This window comes from Sphaerisporangium album, from assembly GCF_003323745.1.
Classification (GTDB): Bacteria; Actinomycetota; Actinomycetes; order Streptosporangiales; family Streptosporangiaceae; genus Sphaerisporangium; species Sphaerisporangium album.
The window spans coordinates 99,986-119,989 of the sequence record NZ_QOIL01000019.1; the positions used below are offsets into that span (position 1 = coordinate 99,986).

General features: G+C 73.7%; 17 protein-coding genes. 14 read left to right on the forward strand and 3 right to left on the reverse strand.

The window, feature by feature from the left end; genetic code table 11:
• Positions 1-2: 2 nt before the first annotated feature.
• From DQ384_RS29315 to DQ384_RS29375, 13 genes are all read left to right on the forward strand, one after another.
• On the forward strand, positions 3-1,025 hold the full coding sequence (locus DQ384_RS29315) for a GTPase family protein (RefSeq protein ID WP_181871484.1): 1,023 nt from the start codon (positions 3-5) through the stop codon (positions 1,023-1,025).
• A gap of 77 nt (positions 1,026-1,102) precedes the next feature.
• On the forward strand, positions 1,103-1,315 hold the full coding sequence (locus tag DQ384_RS29320) for a hypothetical protein (protein ID WP_114032110.1): 213 nt from the start codon (positions 1,103-1,105) through the stop codon (positions 1,313-1,315).
• 223 nt (positions 1,316-1,538) lie between these two features.
• Complete coding sequence (locus DQ384_RS29325) at positions 1,539-2,729, forward strand: hypothetical protein (protein ID WP_147268934.1); 1,191 nt, start codon at positions 1,539-1,541, stop codon at positions 2,727-2,729.
• Positions 2,726-5,143 (forward strand): serine/threonine-protein kinase, encoded by a 2,418-nt coding sequence (locus DQ384_RS29330; RefSeq protein ID WP_114032112.1) that lies wholly within the window; start codon positions 2,726-2,728, stop codon positions 5,141-5,143. The genes DQ384_RS29325 and DQ384_RS29330 overlap by 4 nt, the downstream gene beginning before the upstream one ends.
• On the forward strand, positions 5,140-6,054 hold the full coding sequence (locus DQ384_RS29335; RefSeq protein WP_245966865.1) for a PP2C family protein-serine/threonine phosphatase: 915 nt from the start codon (positions 5,140-5,142) through the stop codon (positions 6,052-6,054). The genes DQ384_RS29330 and DQ384_RS29335 overlap by 4 nt, the downstream gene beginning before the upstream one ends.
• Positions 6,047-7,336, forward strand: coding sequence for a vWA domain-containing protein (locus DQ384_RS29340; protein ID WP_114032114.1), 1,290 nt, complete (start codon positions 6,047-6,049; stop codon positions 7,334-7,336). The genes DQ384_RS29335 and DQ384_RS29340 overlap by 8 nt, the downstream gene beginning before the upstream one ends.
• Before the next feature lie 69 nt (positions 7,337-7,405).
• Complete coding sequence (locus DQ384_RS29345; RefSeq protein WP_245966866.1) at positions 7,406-8,146, forward strand: FHA domain-containing protein; 741 nt, start codon at positions 7,406-7,408, stop codon at positions 8,144-8,146.
• 1 nt (position 8,147) lies between these two features.
• Entirely contained in the window at positions 8,148-9,641 is a 1,494-nt protein-coding gene (locus DQ384_RS29350) for a hypothetical protein (RefSeq protein ID WP_245966867.1), read from the forward strand.
• A gap of 13 nt (positions 9,642-9,654) precedes the next feature.
• Positions 9,655-10,497 (forward strand): glutamate ABC transporter substrate-binding protein, encoded by an 843-nt coding sequence (locus tag DQ384_RS29355; protein WP_114032116.1) that lies wholly within the window; start codon positions 9,655-9,657, stop codon positions 10,495-10,497.
• 255 nt (positions 10,498-10,752) lie between these two features.
• Positions 10,753-11,988: an amidohydrolase family protein gene (locus DQ384_RS29360; protein WP_114032117.1), complete on the forward strand. Its 1,236-nt coding sequence runs from the start codon at positions 10,753-10,755 to the stop codon at positions 11,986-11,988.
• Positions 11,989-12,020: 32 nt separating this feature from the next.
• Positions 12,021-12,449: a TIGR04076 family protein gene (locus DQ384_RS29365; RefSeq protein ID WP_220183206.1), complete on the forward strand. Its 429-nt coding sequence runs from the start codon at positions 12,021-12,023 to the stop codon at positions 12,447-12,449.
• 16 nt (positions 12,450-12,465) lie between these two features.
• The gene (locus tag DQ384_RS29370; RefSeq protein WP_114032118.1) at positions 12,466-13,467 is read left to right on the forward strand and encodes an LLM class flavin-dependent oxidoreductase; all 1,002 of its coding nucleotides are present in this window, start codon (positions 12,466-12,468) and stop codon (positions 13,465-13,467) included.
• 42 nt (positions 13,468-13,509) lie between these two features.
• A complete protein-coding gene (locus DQ384_RS29375; RefSeq protein ID WP_114032119.1) occupies positions 13,510-14,628 on the forward strand; it encodes an alpha/beta hydrolase family protein in 1,119 nt (372 codons plus the stop codon).
• Between the two features lie 13 nt (positions 14,629-14,641).
• Here the strand turns inward: DQ384_RS29375 and DQ384_RS29380 are convergent, their stop codons facing one another.
• Complete coding sequence (locus DQ384_RS29380; protein ID WP_220183212.1) at positions 14,642-15,073, reverse strand: Lrp/AsnC family transcriptional regulator; 432 nt, start codon at positions 15,071-15,073, stop codon at positions 14,642-14,644.
• Positions 15,074-15,220: 147 nt separating this feature from the next.
• Between DQ384_RS29380 and DQ384_RS29385 the strand changes: the two genes are divergently transcribed.
• Positions 15,221-16,105, forward strand: a complete 885-nt coding sequence (locus tag DQ384_RS29385) for a tryptophan 2,3-dioxygenase (RefSeq protein WP_114032120.1) — start codon at positions 15,221-15,223, stop codon at positions 16,103-16,105.
• Positions 16,106-16,332: 227 nt separating this feature from the next.
• Here DQ384_RS29385 and DQ384_RS29390 read toward each other — a convergent pair whose 3' ends face one another.
• Both DQ384_RS29390 and DQ384_RS29395 read right to left on the reverse strand, forming a co-directional pair.
• Entirely contained in the window at positions 16,333-19,044 is a 2,712-nt protein-coding gene (locus DQ384_RS29390; RefSeq protein WP_181871485.1) for a lectin, read from the reverse strand.
• A gap of 336 nt (positions 19,045-19,380) precedes the next feature.
• Positions 19,381-20,004: a helix-turn-helix domain-containing protein gene (locus DQ384_RS29395; RefSeq protein ID WP_220183207.1), complete on the reverse strand. Its 624-nt coding sequence runs from the start codon at positions 20,002-20,004 to the stop codon at positions 19,381-19,383.

Genomic DNA, 20,004 nt, shown 5'->3' on the forward strand with positions numbered 1-20,004 from the left:
CCGTGGCAAGGACCGGACCGATCTCGGTCGACGCGCTCGACGAGCATCAACTCGACCGGGTCAGGCAGAACGTACGCCGCGAACGCGACACCGAGGCGAACAAGGCTCTGAGCGTGGCGGTCATGGGGCATGGCGGGGTTGGAAAGTCCTCCTTGCTCAACGTCCTGTTCGGCACGCGACTCCCCGTGGGGGACGTGAAGCCCGCCACCCGTGAACCCCTGGCCATTTCCGTTCCCAGTAATTCCGGCCACTTATTGACATTCTGGGATATGCCGGGAATCGGGGATTCGGAGGATGCGGACGCGGCTTATCGCGCGATGTACCTGGAGAAACTCGCCGAGTGCGACGTCGTCATCTGGGCCATGCACGCCGACAGCCGCTGCACCGGCCACGAGGCCCGCCACCTGCGCCGCCTCCTGGACGACGCGGACCCCGAGGAACGGCGGCGGATCGTCGGCAAGGTGACCCACGTCCTCACCAAGGCCGACCTGCTCACCCCGCCGCCGTGGATCTTCGACATGCGCGGGGAACGCGGAGCCTTCGTCCCCAGCCCGCCCCTCACCGCCCGCATGGAGCTCAAGGCGGCCCACGTCGAGCAGATGCTCGTCGAACCCTGGGGCGACGTGCTCAGCGCCCACACCTACAACACCGGCGAGTTCGCCGTGCGCGACGACCGGCTCGGTTTCGACCGGCAGACCGTCACCTACCGGGGCCACTTCTCGCGGGAGGTCCGCGAGCGGTACACCGCCGCCCACCCCGAGCACGCCGCCGTCTTCTCGCGGCTGCGCGACAACCACCGCGTCCTGCCCTGCTCGGCGCTGTTCCGCTTCAACCTCGCCGCGCTCATGGTGAACGTGGTCAACAAGCTGGGGCCCACCGCGATCTTCCGCTTCCAGCGGGTGCTGGACGACGTCGCCGAGCTGGCGGGCGTGCCGGTCACCGAGATGCGGGAGTACGGCAACTTCCTGGTGTGGGACGGCATCCGCGGCGCGCGCGCCTTCGACCTGTCCCGGCTGCCGTTCTGAGCCCCTGTGAGCAGCTCCGCGCCACCTCTCCCGGACGCCGCCACGGCAGGCGCCCCGGCCGGACACGAGGAACCGACATGATCGAGGACGACGACATGACCCGGGCCGTGGAGGCCAGGCGCCGGGAGGACGCCGAGTACGTCACGCGGCTCGACGACGCGGTGCAGCACCGCGACGAGACCGCCATCGAGCACCTGGTCAGGGAGGCCGTCGCCCGCGTCGTCGGCAGGGCCGCCGACGTCGGGTTCGACGTCGTGCGCGACATCTGGAACTGGCTCGTCGGCCACTGACCCCGCGCCCGCGTCCCGGCGACGGCGTTCGCCGCCCGTTCCCCGCGTGTCCCGTATCCGTTCCGCCCCAATCCCCGCCCGTGACGGCCGCGTGACCGGTATGTGATCGAATTCTGGCTCACCTGCCGGGGCGCGCGGCGCGCACTTCCCGGGTTTAGGTAAAGAATGTGTATGGAGATGGACTCGTCCATCCCGTACCGGGGGGAGGCGCGGAGCGTTGGTCATGCGCGGGGCAGGCGGCCCGCCGATGGGCCTGGCCGAGATCGACCATGCCCTGCGCCGCCGCACCGAGGAGCGCGACCGCGTCGCCGGCGACCTGCTCGACCTGGACGACCACCCGAGCCACCGCCTGCTGACCGGCATGACGCCCGCCGGCGAGACGGGCCGCCGCTGGCGGCACGCCCAGGGCAGGTACGTCACGCTGTGGTGGCTCTTCGACGCCTACCGCCGCGTCCTGGACCTCGCGCAGGAGCTCAGGGCCGTCAACCGCCCTGACGTGGCCGCCCTCACCGCGCTGCTCACCGGCCCCTCCGCCGAGCTCAAGCCCGACGACGTGCCCGTCGAGAAGCGCTCCCTGCTCCAGGCCGCCGGCGAGCGCGTCACCCTGGACGTGCTGCTGGCCCGCATGGACGAGGCCTACCGCGAGGTCGCCGAGACCGTCGCCGCAGTGGACGCCGCCTGGACCGACCTGCTGCCCGTGCTCGACGGGGCCGACGCCGCCCGCGCCGCCGCCAGGGAACTGGCCCGCGACCTGGACGTCAACGACCCCGACCTGGAGCGCCTGGACGCCGAGGCCGCCCGCCTGCGCGCCGCCGTCACCTCCGACCCCCTCGGGTCGCGGGAGCGGCGCGGCGAGCTCGACGCGCTGGCGTCCGCCGTCGCCGCGCGCAGGGCCGCGCTGGACCGGGCCGTGCTCGCCCGCCACGACCACGCCGAGCGCACCCGGCGCCTCGGCGAGCGCATCGACGAGGTCGCCGAGGCCGAGCGCGAGGCGCTGCGCGTCCGCGACATCGTGGTCGCCAAGATCGCCGCCCCGGCCCTGCCCGCGATGCCCGACCAGGCGCCCGCGCTGCGCGACCGGCTCGGCGCCCTCGGCACGCTGGGCGGGCGCTGGCTGGAACTGGCCGAGCGCCTCTCGGGCATGGAGCGCGCGGCGGACGAGGCCCTGGCCCGGGCCCGGGGCGTCGCCGACTCCCTGGGCGGGCTCATCGGCCGCCGCGACGAGCTTCGCGGGCGGCTGTCCGCCTTCCAGGCCAAGGCCGTCCGCCTCGGGCACGCCGAGGACATGGCGCTCGCCGACCTGTACGGCAAGGCGCGCGACCTGCTCTGGACGGCGCCATGCGACCTGCGGCGGGCCACCGTCGCGGTCGCCGAATACCAGCGGGCCATCACGCGGATCGGAGCGGCCGGATGACCAAGTGCACGCAGCCGGGATGCGCCGGGACGGTGGTGGACGGGTACTGCGACACCTGCGGCATGGCGCCCGTCGCGCAGCCCGCCCCGGCCCCGGCCTCCTCACCGGCGGGCCCGGCCTCCGGGTGGGCGCCCGGCCTCCCGCCGCAGGGCCAGCCCGGCCCCGGCGCGCCCGGCGTCGCCTGGCCCTCGGCCCCCGTCCCCGGCGGCCCGGGAGTCGCGTGGCCGTCCGCCCCGGCGGGCGCGCCCTCAGGAGCGGCCCCCTCCGCGCCGATGGGATCGGCGCCCCTGCCGCCGGTGACGATGCCCTCCATCGGCGGCGCGCCCGTCACCGGCTCCGTCGGCACCTCGCCGAGCACGCGCAGCGGCGGCTCCCGCCGCGGCAGCACCCGGTCACGGCGCGGCATGCTCGGCATGGGCCTGGTCGAGGTGCCTCCCGTCCCCTACCGGGACCCCTCCGCCGTCGTGATGGCCGACCCCGTCGTCCCCGAGGACCGCCGCTTCTGCGGCAACCCCGACTGCGGCAAGCCCGTCGGCCGCCACAGGGACGGGCGTCCCGGACGCCCCGAGGGGTTCTGCCCGCACTGCGGCCAGCGGTTCTCCTTCACCCCCAAACTGCACCCCGGCGACCTGGTGGCCGGGCAGTACGAGGTCAAGGGCTGCCTGGCCCACGGCGGCCTCGGCTGGATCTACCTGGCCGCCGACCGCAACCTCGACGGCCGCTGGGTCGTCATGAAGGGCCTGCTCGACACCGGCGACCTGGAGGCGCTCGCCGCCGCCGAGGCCGAGCGGCGCTTCCTGACGGCGATGGACCACCCGAACATCGTCAAGATCTTCAACTTCGTCAGCCACCCCGACCCCGGCACGGGGACGATGGTCGGCTACATCGTCATGGAGTACGTCGGCGGGGAGTCCCTGCAGGACCTGCTGCGCAAGCGGCTCAGGGAGACCTCCAACGGCGAGGCCCTGCCGCTGTCCCAGGTCATCGCGTACGGGCTGGAGATCCTGCGCGCGTTCGGCTACCTGCACGACCGGGGCATGCTGTACTGCGACCTCAAGCCCGCCAACGTGATCCAGGTCGAGGAGCAGCTCAAGCTCATCGACCTCGGCGCCGTCCGCCGCATCGACGACCCCGACAGCGCGATCTACGGCACCATCGGCTACCAGGCCCCCGAGATCGCCGCGCACGGCCCGTCGATCGCCTCCGACCTGTACACCGTCGGACGCACCCTGGCCGTGCTCAGCTTCCCGTTCAGCCCCTCCAGCGCAGGCGCGGCGGCCCCGCTGCCCGACATGGGCGTGGGCCGCGAGTCGTTCATGCGCTTCCTGCGCCGCGCCACCGACGCCGACCCGGCCCGCCGGTTCGAGAGCGCCGCCGAGATGACCGAGCAGCTCGTCGGCGTGCTGCGCGAGACCAGGGCCGAGGAGGAAGGCAGGCCCCACCCGGCGCAGTCCGGCGTCTTCGGCCCCGAGCGCGGCGCGGTCGGCACCGAGCTCGCCGCCGCCGGCACCGGGCGGGTGTTCGGGGCGCCGGACCGGCTCGACGCCGCCTCCGCGCTCCCCGTGCCCCTGGTCGACCCGCTCGACCCCGCCGCCGGGTTCCTCGCCGGGCTCACCTCCGGCAGTCCCGACGAGCTGATCGCCGTCCTGGAGTCCGCGCCGCCCACGCCGGAGACCAAGCTCGCGCTGATCCGGGTGCTGAGCGAGCTCGGCCGTCCCGTGTCCGACTCGCTGTACGCCGCCGCGGCCACGGACCTGCCGGGCGACTGGCGGCTGTGGTGGTACCGCGGCGTCGCCGAGCTGGCCTCCGGGGACGCCGGCATGGCCGCGCGGTTCTTCGACGGGCTCTACTCCTGGTTCCCCGGTGAGGCGGCGCCCCGGCTGGCCCTGGCCTTCGCCTTGGAGGCGGCGGGCGCGGGCGCCGAGGCCGCCCGTCACTTCGCCGCCGTCTGGCGCACCGACCGCTCCTACGTCAGCGCGTGCTTCGGCCTGGCCCGCATCGCGCTGGCCCACGACGACCGCGCCGGCGCCGTCCACGCCCTGGACGAGGTGCCGCCCACCTCGATCCACCGCACCGCCGCGCAGGTCGCCGCCGTCGCCGTCATCGTGCGCGGTCAGGCCCCGGCCGAGCCCGAGCTGGTCTCGGCGGGGGAGCGGCTGCGCGTGCTGAAGCTCGACTCGCGCGACCGCGACGGCCTGGCCTCGGAGGTCCTGGAGAGCGCGCTCGCCCGGTTCGTCACCGGCCAGTCCGCCGGCGGCGCCGGCACGCTGCTCGGCACGCCGCTGAACGAGCGCGGCCTGCGCGGCGAGCTGGAACGGGTGTACCGCGCGCTCGCCCGCTCGGCCCGGTCCACCGAGGACCGGTACGCGCTCATCGGCCGGGCCAACTCCGTGCGCCCGAGGACGCTGTGGTGAACGGCGCCTGCCCCGCGTGCGGCACCCGCGTCCTGGCCGGCGAGGCGTTCTGCGAGAGCTGCGGCCACGACCTGTCCACCGCCCCGGCGGGCCCCTGCACGGCCTGCGGGGCCTGCGCCGTGGGGCCGGACGGCTACTGCGAGAACTGCGGCATGCTCCAGCCAACCGGCCGCGACCACGTCGAGATCGAGGCGGCGTACTCGGCCGCCGTGAGCGACCGCGGCCTGCGCCACAGCCGCAACGAGGACGCCATGGCGCTGCTGCCCGGCGGCCAGGGCGCGGTCGTCGCGGTGGTCTGCGACGGCGTGTCCAGCTCGCCCCGCCCCGACGAGGCGTCCCAGGCGGCGGCCGACGTCGCGGCGGCGGCCATCGTCAAGCGGCTCGCCGACGGCGACGACGCGCAGGCCGCGACCCGCGAGGCCGTGCGCCTCGCCGCCGACGCCGTCGCCGCCGCCGCCCGCCCGGGCGAGGACTCTCCCGCGTGCACCTACGTCTCGGCGATCGTCCTCGGGCGGCAGGTCACGGTGGGCTGGGTGGGCGACAGCCGCGCGTACTGGCTCGGCGGCCAGTCGGCGCTGCTGACCGAGGACGACGCGACCCCCGGCACCCACATGCTGACCGCGTGGCTCGGCGCCGACGCGGGCGAGGTCGTCCCGCACGTCAGGACGTTCACCACCGACGGGCCCGGCGCGGTGCTGCTGTGCAGTGACGGCCTGTGGAACTACTACCCGGAGCCGGAGGCGCTGGCCGCCACGGCGTTGCACGACACCCCTCTCGTGGCGGCGCGGCGGCTCGTACGCCTGGCCATCGAGGCGGGAGGCCACGACAACATCACCGTGGCGATCATCCCGTTCGGCCAGGGGGAGCGGACGGACACCACGGTGGCTTTCCCGAAGGAGAGAAGTGACTGACTTCACCATCCGTGTGGACCAGAACAAGTACCTGCCCGCGGGGAGCCAGGAGGTCCACGGCATCATCACGGTCGAGGCGAGCGGGCCGGTGCGGAGCGCCTCCGTGGCCGAGGCGGCCGAGGTCATCATCATCGACACGTCGGGCTCCATGTCCTACGGCAAGATCAACGACGCGCGCAAGGCCGCGCAGGCCGCCGTGGACACCCTGCGCGACGGCGTCCACTTCGCCGTGATCTCCGGCAACCACCAGGCCGAGGTGATCTTCCCGGGCTCGGGGCGGCTCGCCCCTGCCGACTTCCACAGCCGGCAGGCCGCCAAGGAGGCCATCGCCCGCCTGCGCGCCGAGGGCGGCACCGCCATGGGCCGCTGGCTGCGCCGCGCCGCCGACCTGTTCAGCGCCCACCAGGCCGAGCACCCCGGCGCCATCCGGCACGCCATCCTGCTCACCGACGGCAAGAACGAGCACGAGCCGGCCCCCGAGTTCGACGCCAACCTCGCCTACTCCGCGGGCAAGTTCGTCTGCGACTGCCGCGGCGTCGGCACCGACTGGGTGGTCGCCGAGGTCCGCAGGATCGGCTCCACCCTGCTCGGCAGCGTGATGGACGTCCGCAGGCCCGAGGAGCTGGAGGCCGACTTCCGGGCGATGACCGAGGCCGCGATGGGCAAGACCGTCGCCGACATCGCGCTGCGGGTGTGGGCGCCCCGCGCGGCGAAGCTGAACTTCGTCAAGCAGGTCTCGCCCGCCCTGGAGGACCTGACCGGCCGCCGCACCGAGGTGGACGCGCTCACCGGCGACTACCCCACCGGCGCGTGGGGCGGCGAGACCCGCGAGTACCACGTCAGCGTCAGCGTGCCCCCGGGCAACGTCGGCCAGGAGATGCGCGCGGCCCTGGTCAAGCTCGTCCAGCCCGCCACCGGCGAGGTCATGGCCAGCGGGAACATCCTGGCCCAGTGGAGCGACGACCCCGTCCAGTCCACGCGCATCAACCCCCGGGTCGCCCACTACACCGGGCAGCAGGAGCTCGCCTCGCTCATCCAGGAGGGCCTGCAGGCGCGCAACGACGGCGACGTCGAGACCGCCACCGCCCGGCTCGGCAAGGCGCGCGGCATCGCCGAGCGGGCCGGGAACGAGGAGACCGCCAAGCTGCTCGACAAGGTCATCGACGTCGACCCCGCGACGGGAACCGCCCGTCTCAAGCGTGTCGTTGACAAAGCGGATGAGATCGCACTCGACACCCGCTCCGTCCGAACCGTCCGCATGCGCAAGGACCCGGAGAGCTGAGCGATGGCCATCTGCCCACAAGGGCACGAAAGCTCCGACGAGGAGTACTGCGACACCTGCGGAGCACGCATGACGGGCGCCCCCGCCGCGGGTGTGCCCGCGGCGCCGTCCGGGGGGCCGTCCGCGGCCCCCGGCGGCGAGGACGGCCCGTGCCCCGACTGCGGGGCTCCGCGCACCGGCCGGTTCTGCGAGAACTGCGGGTACGACTTCGTGCTCGGCGGGTCGGGCGCCGGTCCGTCCCAGGCCGTGCGTCCCGCCCCGCAGCCCACCGGCTCCTCCCCGCAGCCCGCGCCGTGGCAGCCCGCGCAGCCGTCCCAGTCCTGGCGGCCCGCCGAGCCGGGGTGGCAGCCGCCTGCGCCCTCGTCGTCGTACCGCACCGCGCAGCCGCCCGCGCCCGCCCCGGCCCCCGCGGGCGGCTGGGTCGCGGTGATCAACGCCGACCGCGCCCACTACGAGAGCATGATCGCCCAGGGCGGCCCCGACGCGGCCAGGGTCGCGTTCCCGCCCTACTGTCCCGAGCGCCGGGTGCCCCTGCGCGGGCCCGAGACGCGCATCGGCCGGCGCCGGCAGTCGCGGCCCATGGTGCCCGAGATCGACCTGTCCGAGCCCCCCGAGGACCCTGGAGTGTCCCACCTGCACGCCGTGCTGCTCGCCCAGCCCGACGGGAGCTGGCAGATCGTCGACCCCGGCTCAGCCAACGGCACGCTGGTGAACGGCAAGATCATCGAGGTCAACGTGCCGGTCCCGCTCGAAGACGGCGACCGCGTCCACGTCGGCGCCTGGACTCTCCTCACCGTGCGGAAGGGCTGACATGACGATCGCCGGTCCCCCCGCGGCGTCCGCCCCCGCGCCCGCCGCGCCCCCCGATCCCGCCCCGGCGCCCGGCCCCGTCGCCGTCCCGGTGCCGGGCTCCGTCGTCGGCTCGCCGTCGCTGCGCCGCGTCACCCGGGTGCGCACCGTGCCCGGCTGGATCCGCCTCCTCGCGGCCGTCGCCACGGCGACCGTGCTTCTGGTGTCCGGCGCGGTGGCCCTGTCCATCGGGCACGCCAGAGACGGGCTGCGGGCCATCGGCCACACCGCCGGCCCGCAGGTCGTCGCCACCGCCGACCTTTACTTCGCGCTCAGCGACATGGACGCGCAGGTCGCCGGCCTGCTGCTCACCGGCAGGGACGCCGGCTTCCAGGCGGGCCGCCAGGGCATGCTCGACCGCTACGAGCAGCGCCGCGCGCAGGCCGACCGGGCGGTGCTCCAGGCGGCCGACCTCGCGGGCGGCGACGCCACCGGACAGACCACCGTACGCGCGCTGCTCGACGGGCTCGGCCGCTACGAGCGGCTCGCCGCCCGCGCCCTGCTGCTGGACGAGCAGGCGGGGCACGACGCCGGGCCGCCCCCGGCCGAGGTGCTCAAGGAGTACCGCGAGGCCACCGACCTGATGCGGCTCCAGTTGCTCCCCCAGGCCTACAACCTCACCCTCGACAGCGCCACCATCGTCCGTCACTCCTCCCTCGCCGAGCTGGACTCGGTGCGGACCGGGCGGCTGTGGGTCGGCCTCACCGGGCTGATCGCGCTCGCCGCGCTGGTCGCGCTCCAGGTCTTCCTGAGCCGTGGTTTCCGGCGCACGCTCAACCTGCCGCTGCTGGTCGCCACCGCCGTCGTCGGCGCGCTCACCCTCGCGGGCATCGTCGTGCTGCAACACGAGGGCAACGCGCTCACCTCCGCCAAGGAGGACGGCTTCAACTCCGTCCTCGCGCTGTCCCGCGCCCGCGCCATCGGCAACACCCTGCACGGCGACGAGATCCGGTACCTGCTGGACCCGCAGCGGGCCGACACCTACGAGCAGGTGTACCTCGACAAGTCGCAGGCCGTTCTCTACGTGCCCGGCGGCAACCTGGACAAGTACTACACCGCCCTGGACTCGGCGGTGGCCGCCTATCCCGGCAAGGTCACCTTCCTCGGGTTCTACGGCACGGAGGCCTCCGGCGGCAGCCTTCCCGGGCAGGAGGCCGCCGTCGCCCGGGTGCTGCGTCTCTACCAGGCGTTCCAGCGCAACGACCGGCAGATACGCCAGACGGCCACCTCCGGGGCGCGCCGCGACGCCGTGGGCAAGGTCATGGGACCGGCCTTCGGCGACTACGACGAGGCGCTGGTCAAGCTGACCGGCCTGCACCGCAAGGCGTTCGACGACGCCGTGGCCGACGGCGACCGCGCCCTCGGCGGGTGGGACTGGCTGCCTCCCGCCGCCGCGCTGCTCGCCATCGTGCTGGTCCTCGTCGGTGTCCGGCCCCGGCTCGCCGAGTACCGCTGAAGGGAACGTATCGATGCTCACGCTCATCCGGACGCGCGGCCCTCTGGGCAGGGCCGGTCGCCCGCGCCGCGCCGCCGCCGTCGCGCTCGCCGTGGCGGCGGCGGTCCCCCTCGCCGCGTCCTGCGCCGCCGGCACGTCGGTCCTCGACAAGGACGCCCTCGTCGTCGGGGTCAAGAAGGACCAGCCCGGTCTCGGCATGCTGGTGTCGGGGAGGTTCGAGGGTTTCGACGTCGACGTCGCGAACTACGTCGCCGCCAAGCTCGGCAAGCGGGCGAACTTCGTCCCGGTGACGTCGGGGGAGCGAGAGAAGGCGCTCATCGACGGCAGGGTCGACCTGATCTTCGCCACCTACTCGATCACCCCCGAGCGCAAGACCAAGGTCGGGTTCGGCGGCCCCTACTACGTCGCCCACCAGGACACCCTCGTGCGCACCGGGCAGGCGCGGATCGACAACGTCCGCGACCTGCGCGGCCGCAAGCTGTGCCAGGTGACCGGGTCCAACTCCTGGAAGCGGGTGAAGGAGGAGCGCAAGGTCCCCGTCGCCCTGGTGCCGTCGGAGTCCTACAGCGAGTGCGTCAAGGACCTGCGGTCGGGGAAGGTGGACGCGGTCTCGACCGACGATCTGATCCTCGCGGGGTTTGCGACCCCCGGCACCGCGATCGTCAACGCGCCGTTCAGCGACGAGAAGTACGGCGTGGGCATCCGCAGCGGCGACATCGACGGCTGCGAGGCGGTGAACAAGGCCCTCACCGAGATGTACCAGGACGGCACGGCCAAGAAGCTGCTGCAGAAGTGGTTCGCCAAGTCCGGGCTGGCTCTCACGTTCAGCGTGCCGCAGTTCGAGGGCTGCGGCTGACGATCCCCTGACGGAGGCGGAGGGCGTCCGCGCCGGACGTTCCGACGCGCCGTAGGCGGCGCGCGGCGTCGCGGCGCGCGCGTCCGGCGGTTCCTGACGCGTCCAGTGGGTCCGCCTTCATGAAATTCCGTGAACATGGTAACCGGTTTGTCCGCTGGACTAGCGGGACATACTGCGAAGACGGCTATATTACGCCCTGAACAACCGCACGTTTGTTCATGAACATTCGGGTTTCTCAGGGATCGGGGCCGGCCGATGGGCGACAAGGTCATCGTCAACTGCACGGTGGTCGACGGCAGGACGGCCGAGGGCGGCGCCCCCGTTCCCGATGCGGCCGTCCTGATCCGTGGCGAGCGGATCGCCGCCGCCGGGCCGCTCGCCGAGGTCATGCCCCAGGCGTCCGAGGCCACGGTGATCGACCTGGGCGGCGCCTACGTCACGCCCGGCCTCGTCAACATGCACACCCACCTCTCGCTGTCGCTCCCCGGGGCCGAGGGGGAAGGCGTCAAGGCCATGGGCCCGCACGACCTGGCCCTCTACATGGCCGACGGCGCCCGCCGCACGCTCGCCTGCGGCGTCACCACCGTCAGGTGCGTCGCCGAGAAGGACCACGCCGACTTCGCGCTGCGCCGCGCGATCGACGCCGGCCGCGTCCCCGGGCCGCGCGTCTTCACCGCGGGGCGTGCCCTGGTCTGCACCGGCGGGCACGGGCACGAGGGCACCGACACCCTCGAATGCGACGGCCCCGCCGAGTTCCGCCGGGGCGTCCGCGCCCAGATCAAGGCGGGCGCCGACCTGATCAAGCTCATGATCTCCGGCGGCATCGCGGGCGAGAACGAGCGCATCGACACCCCGCAGCTGTCCGCAGACGAGATGGCCGCGGTGCTGGAGACGGCGCACGCCTGGGGACGCAAGGTCACCGCGCACGCCGGCCCGGCGACCGTCATCGCCGAGGCCGTCGCGCTGGGGCTCGACTGCGTGGAGCACGGCTACGAGCTCACCCCCGAGGTCGCCGCCGCCATGGCCGCGCGCGGCACCGCCCTCGTGCCCACCCTGCTCGTCACGCGCTGCGCGGACTTCTTCGAGGAGCTCGGCGTCCCCGCCTGGATGCGCGCCCGCTCGCTCGGGGCGGGCCCCCGCCACCTGGAGAGCTACGCCATGGCCCTGGACGCGGGCGTCACCGTCCTGCTCGGGAGCGACATGCCGCCGTTCTGGCCGTTCGAGGGCACCAACGCCACGGTCAGGGAACTGGAGCACATGTCCGAGGCGGGCCTCGGCCCCGCCCGTGCCCTCCACGCCGCGACGCTCGGCCCGGCCCGCTGGCTCGGCGCCGACGCCGACCTCGGCACCGTCGAAGCCGGCAGGTACGCCGACCTCGTCGCCACGGACACCGACCCCCTCGCCTCCGCCTCGGCCTTCCGCACGGTGAGATGGGTGATGAAGGGCGGCGCCGTCGTCCGCGACGACGCGGCCGTCCCGTCCCTCGCATGACCGCCGCTGGACACGACCGACAGGAGACCGCAGTGAACGACGCGGGAGACGTCCGGGAACCCGGGGAGGCCGCGAGCCTCGCGGACGCGGACCCGGGGCGGACCGGGGACCTCCAGGAGCCCGGGGAGTCCGGGGAGTCCGGGGAGTCCGGGGACATGGAGCTGTACGACCTGCGGGTCGTCGTGGACCGGATCGAGGGCAGGTCGGTGTGCGGCATGGCGACCGGCGACCACTTCACGCTGGAGCGCAGCGCCCACCTGCGCCTGCCCGACGGCAGGCACTTCTGCGTGTACGCCCTCGCCGCCGTGCTGCCCTTCCTCGCGGCCAAGCAGCGCGACCTCGCCTCCGGCGACTGGCTCGCCAAGGACGCGCTGTTCGCCTGCCCGGACCCCGAGGAACGCCTGATCATGCGCGTCGAGCGCACGGGCCGCCGCCGCATGAACTCCGCCGACCTGACCTGAGACGGGAGCTTCGGAAATGACCGCCGCCGAGATCGGCCTCGGGCTGCAGAGCGACAAGCGCGCCGGTGACTACGCGCGGCTCGCGCGCCGGGCCGAGGTGCACGGGTTCGACGTGGTCAGCGTCTTCGGCGACCTGATGTACCAGCCGCCCGTCTTCCCGCTGCTGGAGATGGCCGCCGCCACCCGGCGCGTCCGGCTCGGCGCCGCCTGCCTCAACCCGTACTCGCTCGCGCCGTACGAGATCGCCGGGCAGGTCGCGGCCCTCGACCTCGCCTCGGACGGGCGCGCGTACCTGGGCCTGGCGCGCGGGACCTGGCTCGGCGCGGTCGGCATCCCCCAGCCCCGCCCGCTCACCGCCCTCGCCGAGGCGGCCGAGGTCGTCTACCGGCTGCTCGGGGGAGACGACGGCGGCTTCGAGGGCGAGATGTTCCGCCTCGAACCGGGCACGCGGCTGCGCTACCCCGTGCGGCGCCCCCGGCCGCCGCTGCTGCTCGGCGCGTGGGGCCCCAAGGGGGCGGCGCTGGCCGGGCGGATCGCGGACGAGATCAAGGTCGGCGGCAGCGCGAACCCGGCGATGGTCCCGGTGATCCGCGAACGGGTGCGCGCCGGTGCCGTCCCGGCCGGGCGCGACCCCGGCGACGTCGGCATCGTGCTCGGCGCGGTCACGGTCGTCGACAGAGACGGAGCCGCCGCCCGCGCGCGAGCCCGCACGGAGGTCGCGATGTACCTCGCGGTGGTCGCGGACCTGGACCCGACGGCCGACGTCCCCGCGGACCTGCTCGCCCGCGTCAAAGCCCTGGTCGCCTCGGGGGAGGACCGCGCCGCCGGGGCGCTGATCCCCGACGACGTCCTCGACCTGTTCGCCTTCTCCGGCACCCCCGGCCAGGTGGCCGCGCAGGCGCGGGCGCTGCTCGACGCCGGCGTCCGCCGGGTCGAGTTCGGCACGCCGCACGGTCTCACCGACGACGAGGGGGTCGACCTCCTCGGAACGGCCGTCCTGCCGATGCTGCGCGAGTAGCCGGGGGTAGGTTCGCGAGCAGATGGTGGACGGAGGTGCGGTGTGCGCGTGCTCGTTGTGGCCGGGCCGGGGCTGGTGGCCGACGCGCGGCTGCTCAGGGAGGTCGCCGGGGCCGAGGCGGCCGCGCTCGGGGTTCCCGCGCGGTTCGCGGTCGCGGGCGACGCCGCGGCGCTGGAGGCCGAGCTGGGCGCGACCTCGGGAGACTGCGCGGTCGTCGTCCTGCCGGGGCCGCACCCGGACGTCCGAGCGCTCATGGGGCTGCCCGCCGCGTACGCGCCGCGTACGGTGTGGCTCGACCTGGAGCGCACGGGTCCGGTCCCGGTGGCCGGAGGGGCGGCGCACCAGCAGGGACGCGGCGTCGGCGGGCTGATCTGGGCGATCCGCCACGCGGTGCACCGGCTGAGATGGCCCGCGCGCCGGATCGCGTACGGCCCCCACCCCGACCAGTGGGCGGAGCTGCGCCTTCCCGCGCCGCCGGCGCGTTCGCCCGTGCCGGTCACGGTGCCGGTCGTGGCGCCGGTCGTGGTGCTGGTCCACGGTGGCTACTGGCGGTCGGTCTGGGGCGCCGACCTCATGGACGCGCTCGCCGTCGATCTCGCGCGCCGGGGCCTCGCGTCCTGGAACCTCGAATACCGCCGCCCCGACCTGCACGGCTGGGACGCCACCACCGCCGACGTGGCCGCGGGCATCGCCGCGCTGCGGTCCATGGACGTTCCGGTGGACCTCGGCAGGGTCGCCGTGGCCGGTCACTCGGCGGGCGGGCAGCTCGCCCTGCGCGCGGCGGCCGACGCCGGGGGAGCGATCGCGGTCGCCGTCTCGCTGGCCGGGGTGCTGGACCTGGTGGAGGGGCACAGGCGGCACATGAGCTCGGGGGCCGTCGCCGGCGCGCTCGGCGGGACGCCGGAGGAGCTTCCCGAGGTGTACGCCGCCGCGAGCCCGCTGGGGCGGCTGCCGCTCGGAGTGCCGCACCTGGTCGTCCAGGGCGCGTCCGACGACCCCGACCTCGTGGACATGGCCCGCAGGTACGCGGCCGCCGCGGGCGGCGAGGCCCTCTACATCGAACGCCCGGGCGACCACTGGTCGGTCATAGACCCGTCCGCGCCGATCTGCGCGCACACGGCCCGCGACCTGACCGCCCGGCTCGCCTCCGCCCGCGGCTGAACGGCGCGGTCGGTCACTCGTCGACGGGGCTCAGCGCGCGCCAGGGGAGGGGGCTGGACAGCATCATCATGCTGGACGGCTGGCCGTAGGGGGCCAGGCGGTCGATGAGCTCCTCGAAGGCGCCCATCGAGGTGGTGGCGACGCGCAGCAGGCAGCAGGTGTCGCCGGTCACGCGGTGCACCTCGACGATCTCCGGCCAGGCCAGCGCCAGGGGGTCGCGCAGCACGCAGCGCACGCCGTAGCAGGACATGCGGATGAGCGCGCTGACCTTACGCCCGGCCCGGGACAGGTCGACGCGGGCGTGGTAGCCCGCGATCACGCCGGCCTCCTCCAGCCGCCTCACCCGTTCGGCCACGGCGGGCGCGGACAGATGCACACGGCGGGACAGCTCGCTGTACGACAGCCGCGCGTCCGCCTGTAGTTCGGCGAGCAGGGCCCAGTCCATCGCGTCCACGGTCACGCTCCGTCATTCGCAAACCGGAACCCGGTTTGCACCTTTCATCCAGAAAGCCGAACGCCAGAATCGCTCCTGGCCCAGTATTTCACTAAAATTCGACCTAAGTGAACATGGAGGTGAAACAGGGAGACGAGAATGACGAGCAGACGGCGGGCAGGCGGGGCGCGGGTGCGCCCGGCGGACGTACGGCAGCGCGCCTCACGGGCGGCGGCGAACCACGGCAGGCCCACGCTGGAGTTCACCTCCGGCACACCGTACGACGACTACGTGGCCGCGCAGGAGCTGCACGCCCTCCAGCGGCCGATCACCGACATCCCCGAGGAACGCGCCTTCCTGGTCACGACCCAGGTGATGGAGCTGTACTTCGGGCTGATCCGCGCGGAGTGGCACCTGGCCCAGCGGCTGCTGGACGCCGAGCGCGTGGCCGAGGCCACCGCCGTGCTGGCCCGCAGCGTCCGCTACTTCGAGGCGCTCAACGCCGCCTGGGGCGCGCTCGGCTGGCTGACCCCCGCGCAGTTCAACTCCTTCCGCGACGCGCTCGGCGAGGCCTCCGGATTCCAGTCCGCCATGTACCGCCACCTGGAGTTCCTGCTCGGCAACAAGTCCGAGCCGCTCACCCGGCCGCACCGCCGCGACCCGAAGGTGTACCGCGAGCTGGTCGCGGCGCTGCGGGCCCCGAGCCTGTACGACACCGTGCTGGCCCTGCTCGCCCGGCGCGGGTTCGACGTCCCCCCGGCGGGCGACCCGGCCGCCGAGTACGTCCCGAGCCCGCTGGTCGAGGCCGCCTGGGTGAAGATCTACGCCGAACAGGGCCCGGGCGACGAGCTCTGGACGCTCGCCGAGACGCTCACCGACCTGTCCGAGCGGTTCTCGGACTGGCGCTACCGTCACCTCATGGCCGTGCGCCGCTCGATGGGCGCCAAGCCGGGCTCCGGCGGCTCGAGCGGCCTGACCTGGCTGGAACGCAGCCTGCGCCGCGACGTCTTCCCCGAACTCTGGTCGGCGCGCACGACCATGTGACCGCCCCGCCCACCGGAACGGGCGCCGTGAACAACATGAGCACTGTTCATGATATTCACGTCCCACTGAACAGCACGGGGTTCCGCCACACGCGCCCGGGTTTCGGCTTCGTCGATCCCAGATCAAGCCGGCCGGGCGGAAGAAGCGGGTTCCCAGACGGATCCCCGGATCTCATCCCGCACAGAGGGGTGGCCCGGCCGCCGGTGCGGGGCCGGGCCACCCGGGGGTCACGGCAGGCGCCACACCTGGGCGCCCGTGGCGTTGCAGTCGTAGATCTGCAGCTGGATTCCATTGGCCGTGTTGGAGCCGGGCACGTCGAGGCAGCGGCCGGACGGCGGGTTCACCAGGGCGCCGCCCGCCTTCGGCCACCACTGCTGCGCCCCCGTGCCGTTGCAGTCCCACAACTGGACCTTCGTCCCGTTCGCCCGGCCGCTCTGGGCGACGTCGAGGCAGCGGCCCAGGGCACGCAGCGACCCGTCCGAGGCGAGCGTCCACTGCTGCGCGGGCGTCCCGTTGCAGTCCCACAGGCGGACGACCGCGCCGTTGGCCGCGGTGGAGGGCTCGGCGTCGAGGCACTTGGACGCCGGCCCTGTGATCGCGCCGGACCGCGCGGGCGTCGGGCCGACGTCATAGGACGGCGCCGCGTCGGCCGCCGCGCCGCCCCATCCGGTGTTCGGGGCGCTGCCGAGGGTGAAGTCGAGCGTGCCGCCGTTGGCGGCGAACGACTCCGGCAGCCACGGCCGGGTCGAGGTCTGCCCGTTCACGCGCAGGCTCTGCACGTACTTGGCGGTGTCCGAGGCCTCCGGCGCGGTGATGGTGATGACCTTCCCGTTGCCCCGGGTGATGGTGGTCGAGGGGAACTGGGGGCTGGCCAGCACCAGATCGGCCCTGCCGGGGACCTGCGGGTACATGCCGAGCGCGGCCCAGACCGCCCACGACGACATCTGGCCGAGGTCGTCGTTGCCGACCAGGCCGTCCGGCGTCGGCTTGAAGATCGTCGTCAGCGCGCGCCGCACGATGTCCTGCGTCTTGTACGGGGCGCCGGCGTAGGCGTAGGCCCACGGCGTGTTCAGCGTCGGCTCGTTGCCCAGGTACGCCTTCGCCTTGTTCGGCCCGCCGTTCAGCTCGGTGAAGAAGTCGTCCAGCCTGGTCAGGACGGCGGCGTTGCCGCCCATGGCGTCGAACAGGCCGCGGTGGTTGAACGGCACCATCCACGTGTACTGCGCGGCGTTGCCCTCGACGTACTCGTTCTGCTGGAGCGGGCTGAACGGGGGGAAGGTGGTGTCGGCGTTGCGGGGCTGGATGTACCTGCTGCCGGACTCGAACAGGTTGCGCCAGTTCTGCGCGCGCCGCAGGAACGTGTCGGCGGTGGCGTTGTCCCCGATCCGCCGGGCGAGCTGCGAGATCGCGAAGTCCGCGCTGGTGTACTCCAGCGTGGTCGACGCCGAACCCCAGACGTCGCCGAGCCCGGTCGGCACGTAGCCGTAGGTGTCGTACTGCAGCCAGCCCTGACGCTGGCGCACGTCCTTGGTGCCGGCGACGATCCGGCGCAGCCCGTCCGCGGCGTCGAAACCGGTCGCCCCGAAGGCGTGCATGGTCGAGATGATGATCGCCAGCGGGTCGCCGTTCATCACCCCGGTGCCGCCGTTGGCGACGGTCCAGCGGTCGAAGTACCCGCCGTAGGCCGCCTGGTTGATCGCGGACTGCGCGATGTCGGCCGCCTCCTTGGGCGCGAGCAGCGCGATCAGCGCGGCCTGGGACCGGTAGACGTCCCAGCCGGAGAAGTTGGCGTACTGCGCGCGGCCCGCGGGCACGGTGTGGATCTGCTTGTCGAAACCGATGTAGCGGCCGTCGGCGTCGCTGAACACGTTGGGGTGCAGCAGCGAGTGGTAGAGCGAGGTGTACAGGTTGCGGCGCTGGGTGTCGGTTCCGCCGGTCACCGAGACGCGGCCCAGCAGATCGTTCCACGCCGTCCTGGCGCCGGCCCTCACCTCGTCGAACGTCCGCGACCCCTGCTCGGCGGCGAGGTTGGCCTTGGCGCCGTCCAGGCTGACGAACGAGATGCCGACCCGGACGGTGACCGACCGCTGGGTGCCGGTGTCGAACGAGACCAGCGCGGCGGCGGCGAGCGGCCGGACGTCCTCGGTGCTCGCGGTGGCGCGCGCCTTTCCCTGCCGCTCGGCGGTCTTCGGCGCGGGCGGTACCGTGCCGGCGCTGTCGCCCTCGATCGACTTCCTGCTCAGGTCGACCTTGCCGTCCGCCGTGGCCACTCCCGCGGTGGCGAAGGGACGGTCGAACGCGGCGTGGAAGTACAGCCGGTACCGGTTGCCGGCGCCGCAGAAGCCGCCGCCGTCGGTGTACCCCGACAGCGTGTCGGTACCGATGGTCAGCGAACCGCTGGCCGCGTTGAACGCCTTGGCGACGTCCACCGACAGCGAGGCCCGCTGACCGGCCGGATAGGTGAAGCGGCCCATTCCGGACCGGGCGGTCGTGGTCAGCTCCGTCCGCAGGCCGTTGTCGAACTGGACCGAGTAGTACCCGGGCGACGCGGACTCGCCGGCGTGCGTGAAGGTCGAGTAGGAGACCGGGGAGGAGCCGAGGACCGGCATGAACGGGATGTTGCCGAAGTCGCTGCAGCCGGGGCCGGACAGGTGGGTGAGGCTGAAGCCCCTGATCCGGTTGTCGTCGTAGTCGTATCCGCCGTGCTGGTGGGTCACGGTGTCCGGGCTCCACTGGAGCATGCCGAAGGGGGCGTCGGCGCCCGGGAAGGTGTTGCCTCCGCCGCCGCCGTGCCCGAAGTCCGGGCCGCCGGGCCTGGTGCCGACGAAGGCGTTCACGTACTGGGCGGGGTCGTCGATCGCGAGCGCCTCGGCGGCGGTGGCCGAGGCCGGTACTCCGATCACGGACAGGGTGAGGGCGAGCGCGAGTAAGGCGCGCACGGGTGCCTCCTGTGGGGGGTGGGGCGTCGTCTGGAGCGATCGAGCCCGGATCGTGGACAACGTTGTCATGGGGGGAGCGCAGACAACGTTGTCATGAGGAGTTGATCGGATAATCGACCGGCGCTTGACCGCTGTCAACAGAGGTTGTGAATCTCGCCTGATCTCCGCAGCTCACGGCCTCGGCACGGCACTATGGGGAGCGGTCCGGGGCATGGCGGCCCGCGGCCACCGGATGGCAGCGACGCCGAGGTCCCCAGAGCGGTCGCGCCTGCCCGTGCCTTCGGCCGCCCGGTCGCGGCGCGGAGGCGGCCATGAAGGGCTCTTCGCGGGACCGGCTCAGTACAGCCGGGGCGTCACCACCGACACGACCGTGGTGACGCGGTCGGTGTCGTTGTACATGGTGTGCGGCACGGTCGAGCGCAGGTGGACGCTGTCGCCGGCGAACAGGCGGTGCTCGACCCCCTCGACCTCGTACAGCAGCTCCCCCTCCAGCACGAACGCGAACTCCTCCCCGGCGTGCCCGTAGGCGTCCTCGCGCCTGCCGCCGGGGGCGATGCGCACGAGAAGCGGCTCCAGCACCAGGTGCGGCCCCCGGGAGGACAGCATGCGGTAGGTCTGCTGGCCGGAGACGTACTCGGTGGCCGCGGCCTCGGCCCGGGTGAGGGTGAAGTGGAACGGCAGGCGGGCGACCTTGGAGCCCTCGCCCTCGGGCGCGTCCTCCTCGAAGAAGTCGGCCACGGTGCGGTCCAGCGCCGCCGCGACGCCGTTCAGTGCCGTGAGGCCGATGGAGGAGATGCCGCGCTCGACCTGTGACAGGAAGCCGATCGAAAGGCCCGAGCGGGTGGACAGGCCGCGCAGGGTCATGCCGCGCTCCTTGCGGAACCGCCGCATCCGCGCGCCGACGGCGTCCCCGCGCTCCTCGCGGTCGTCGTCGCTGCCCCGGCGCTCCGATATGCCCAC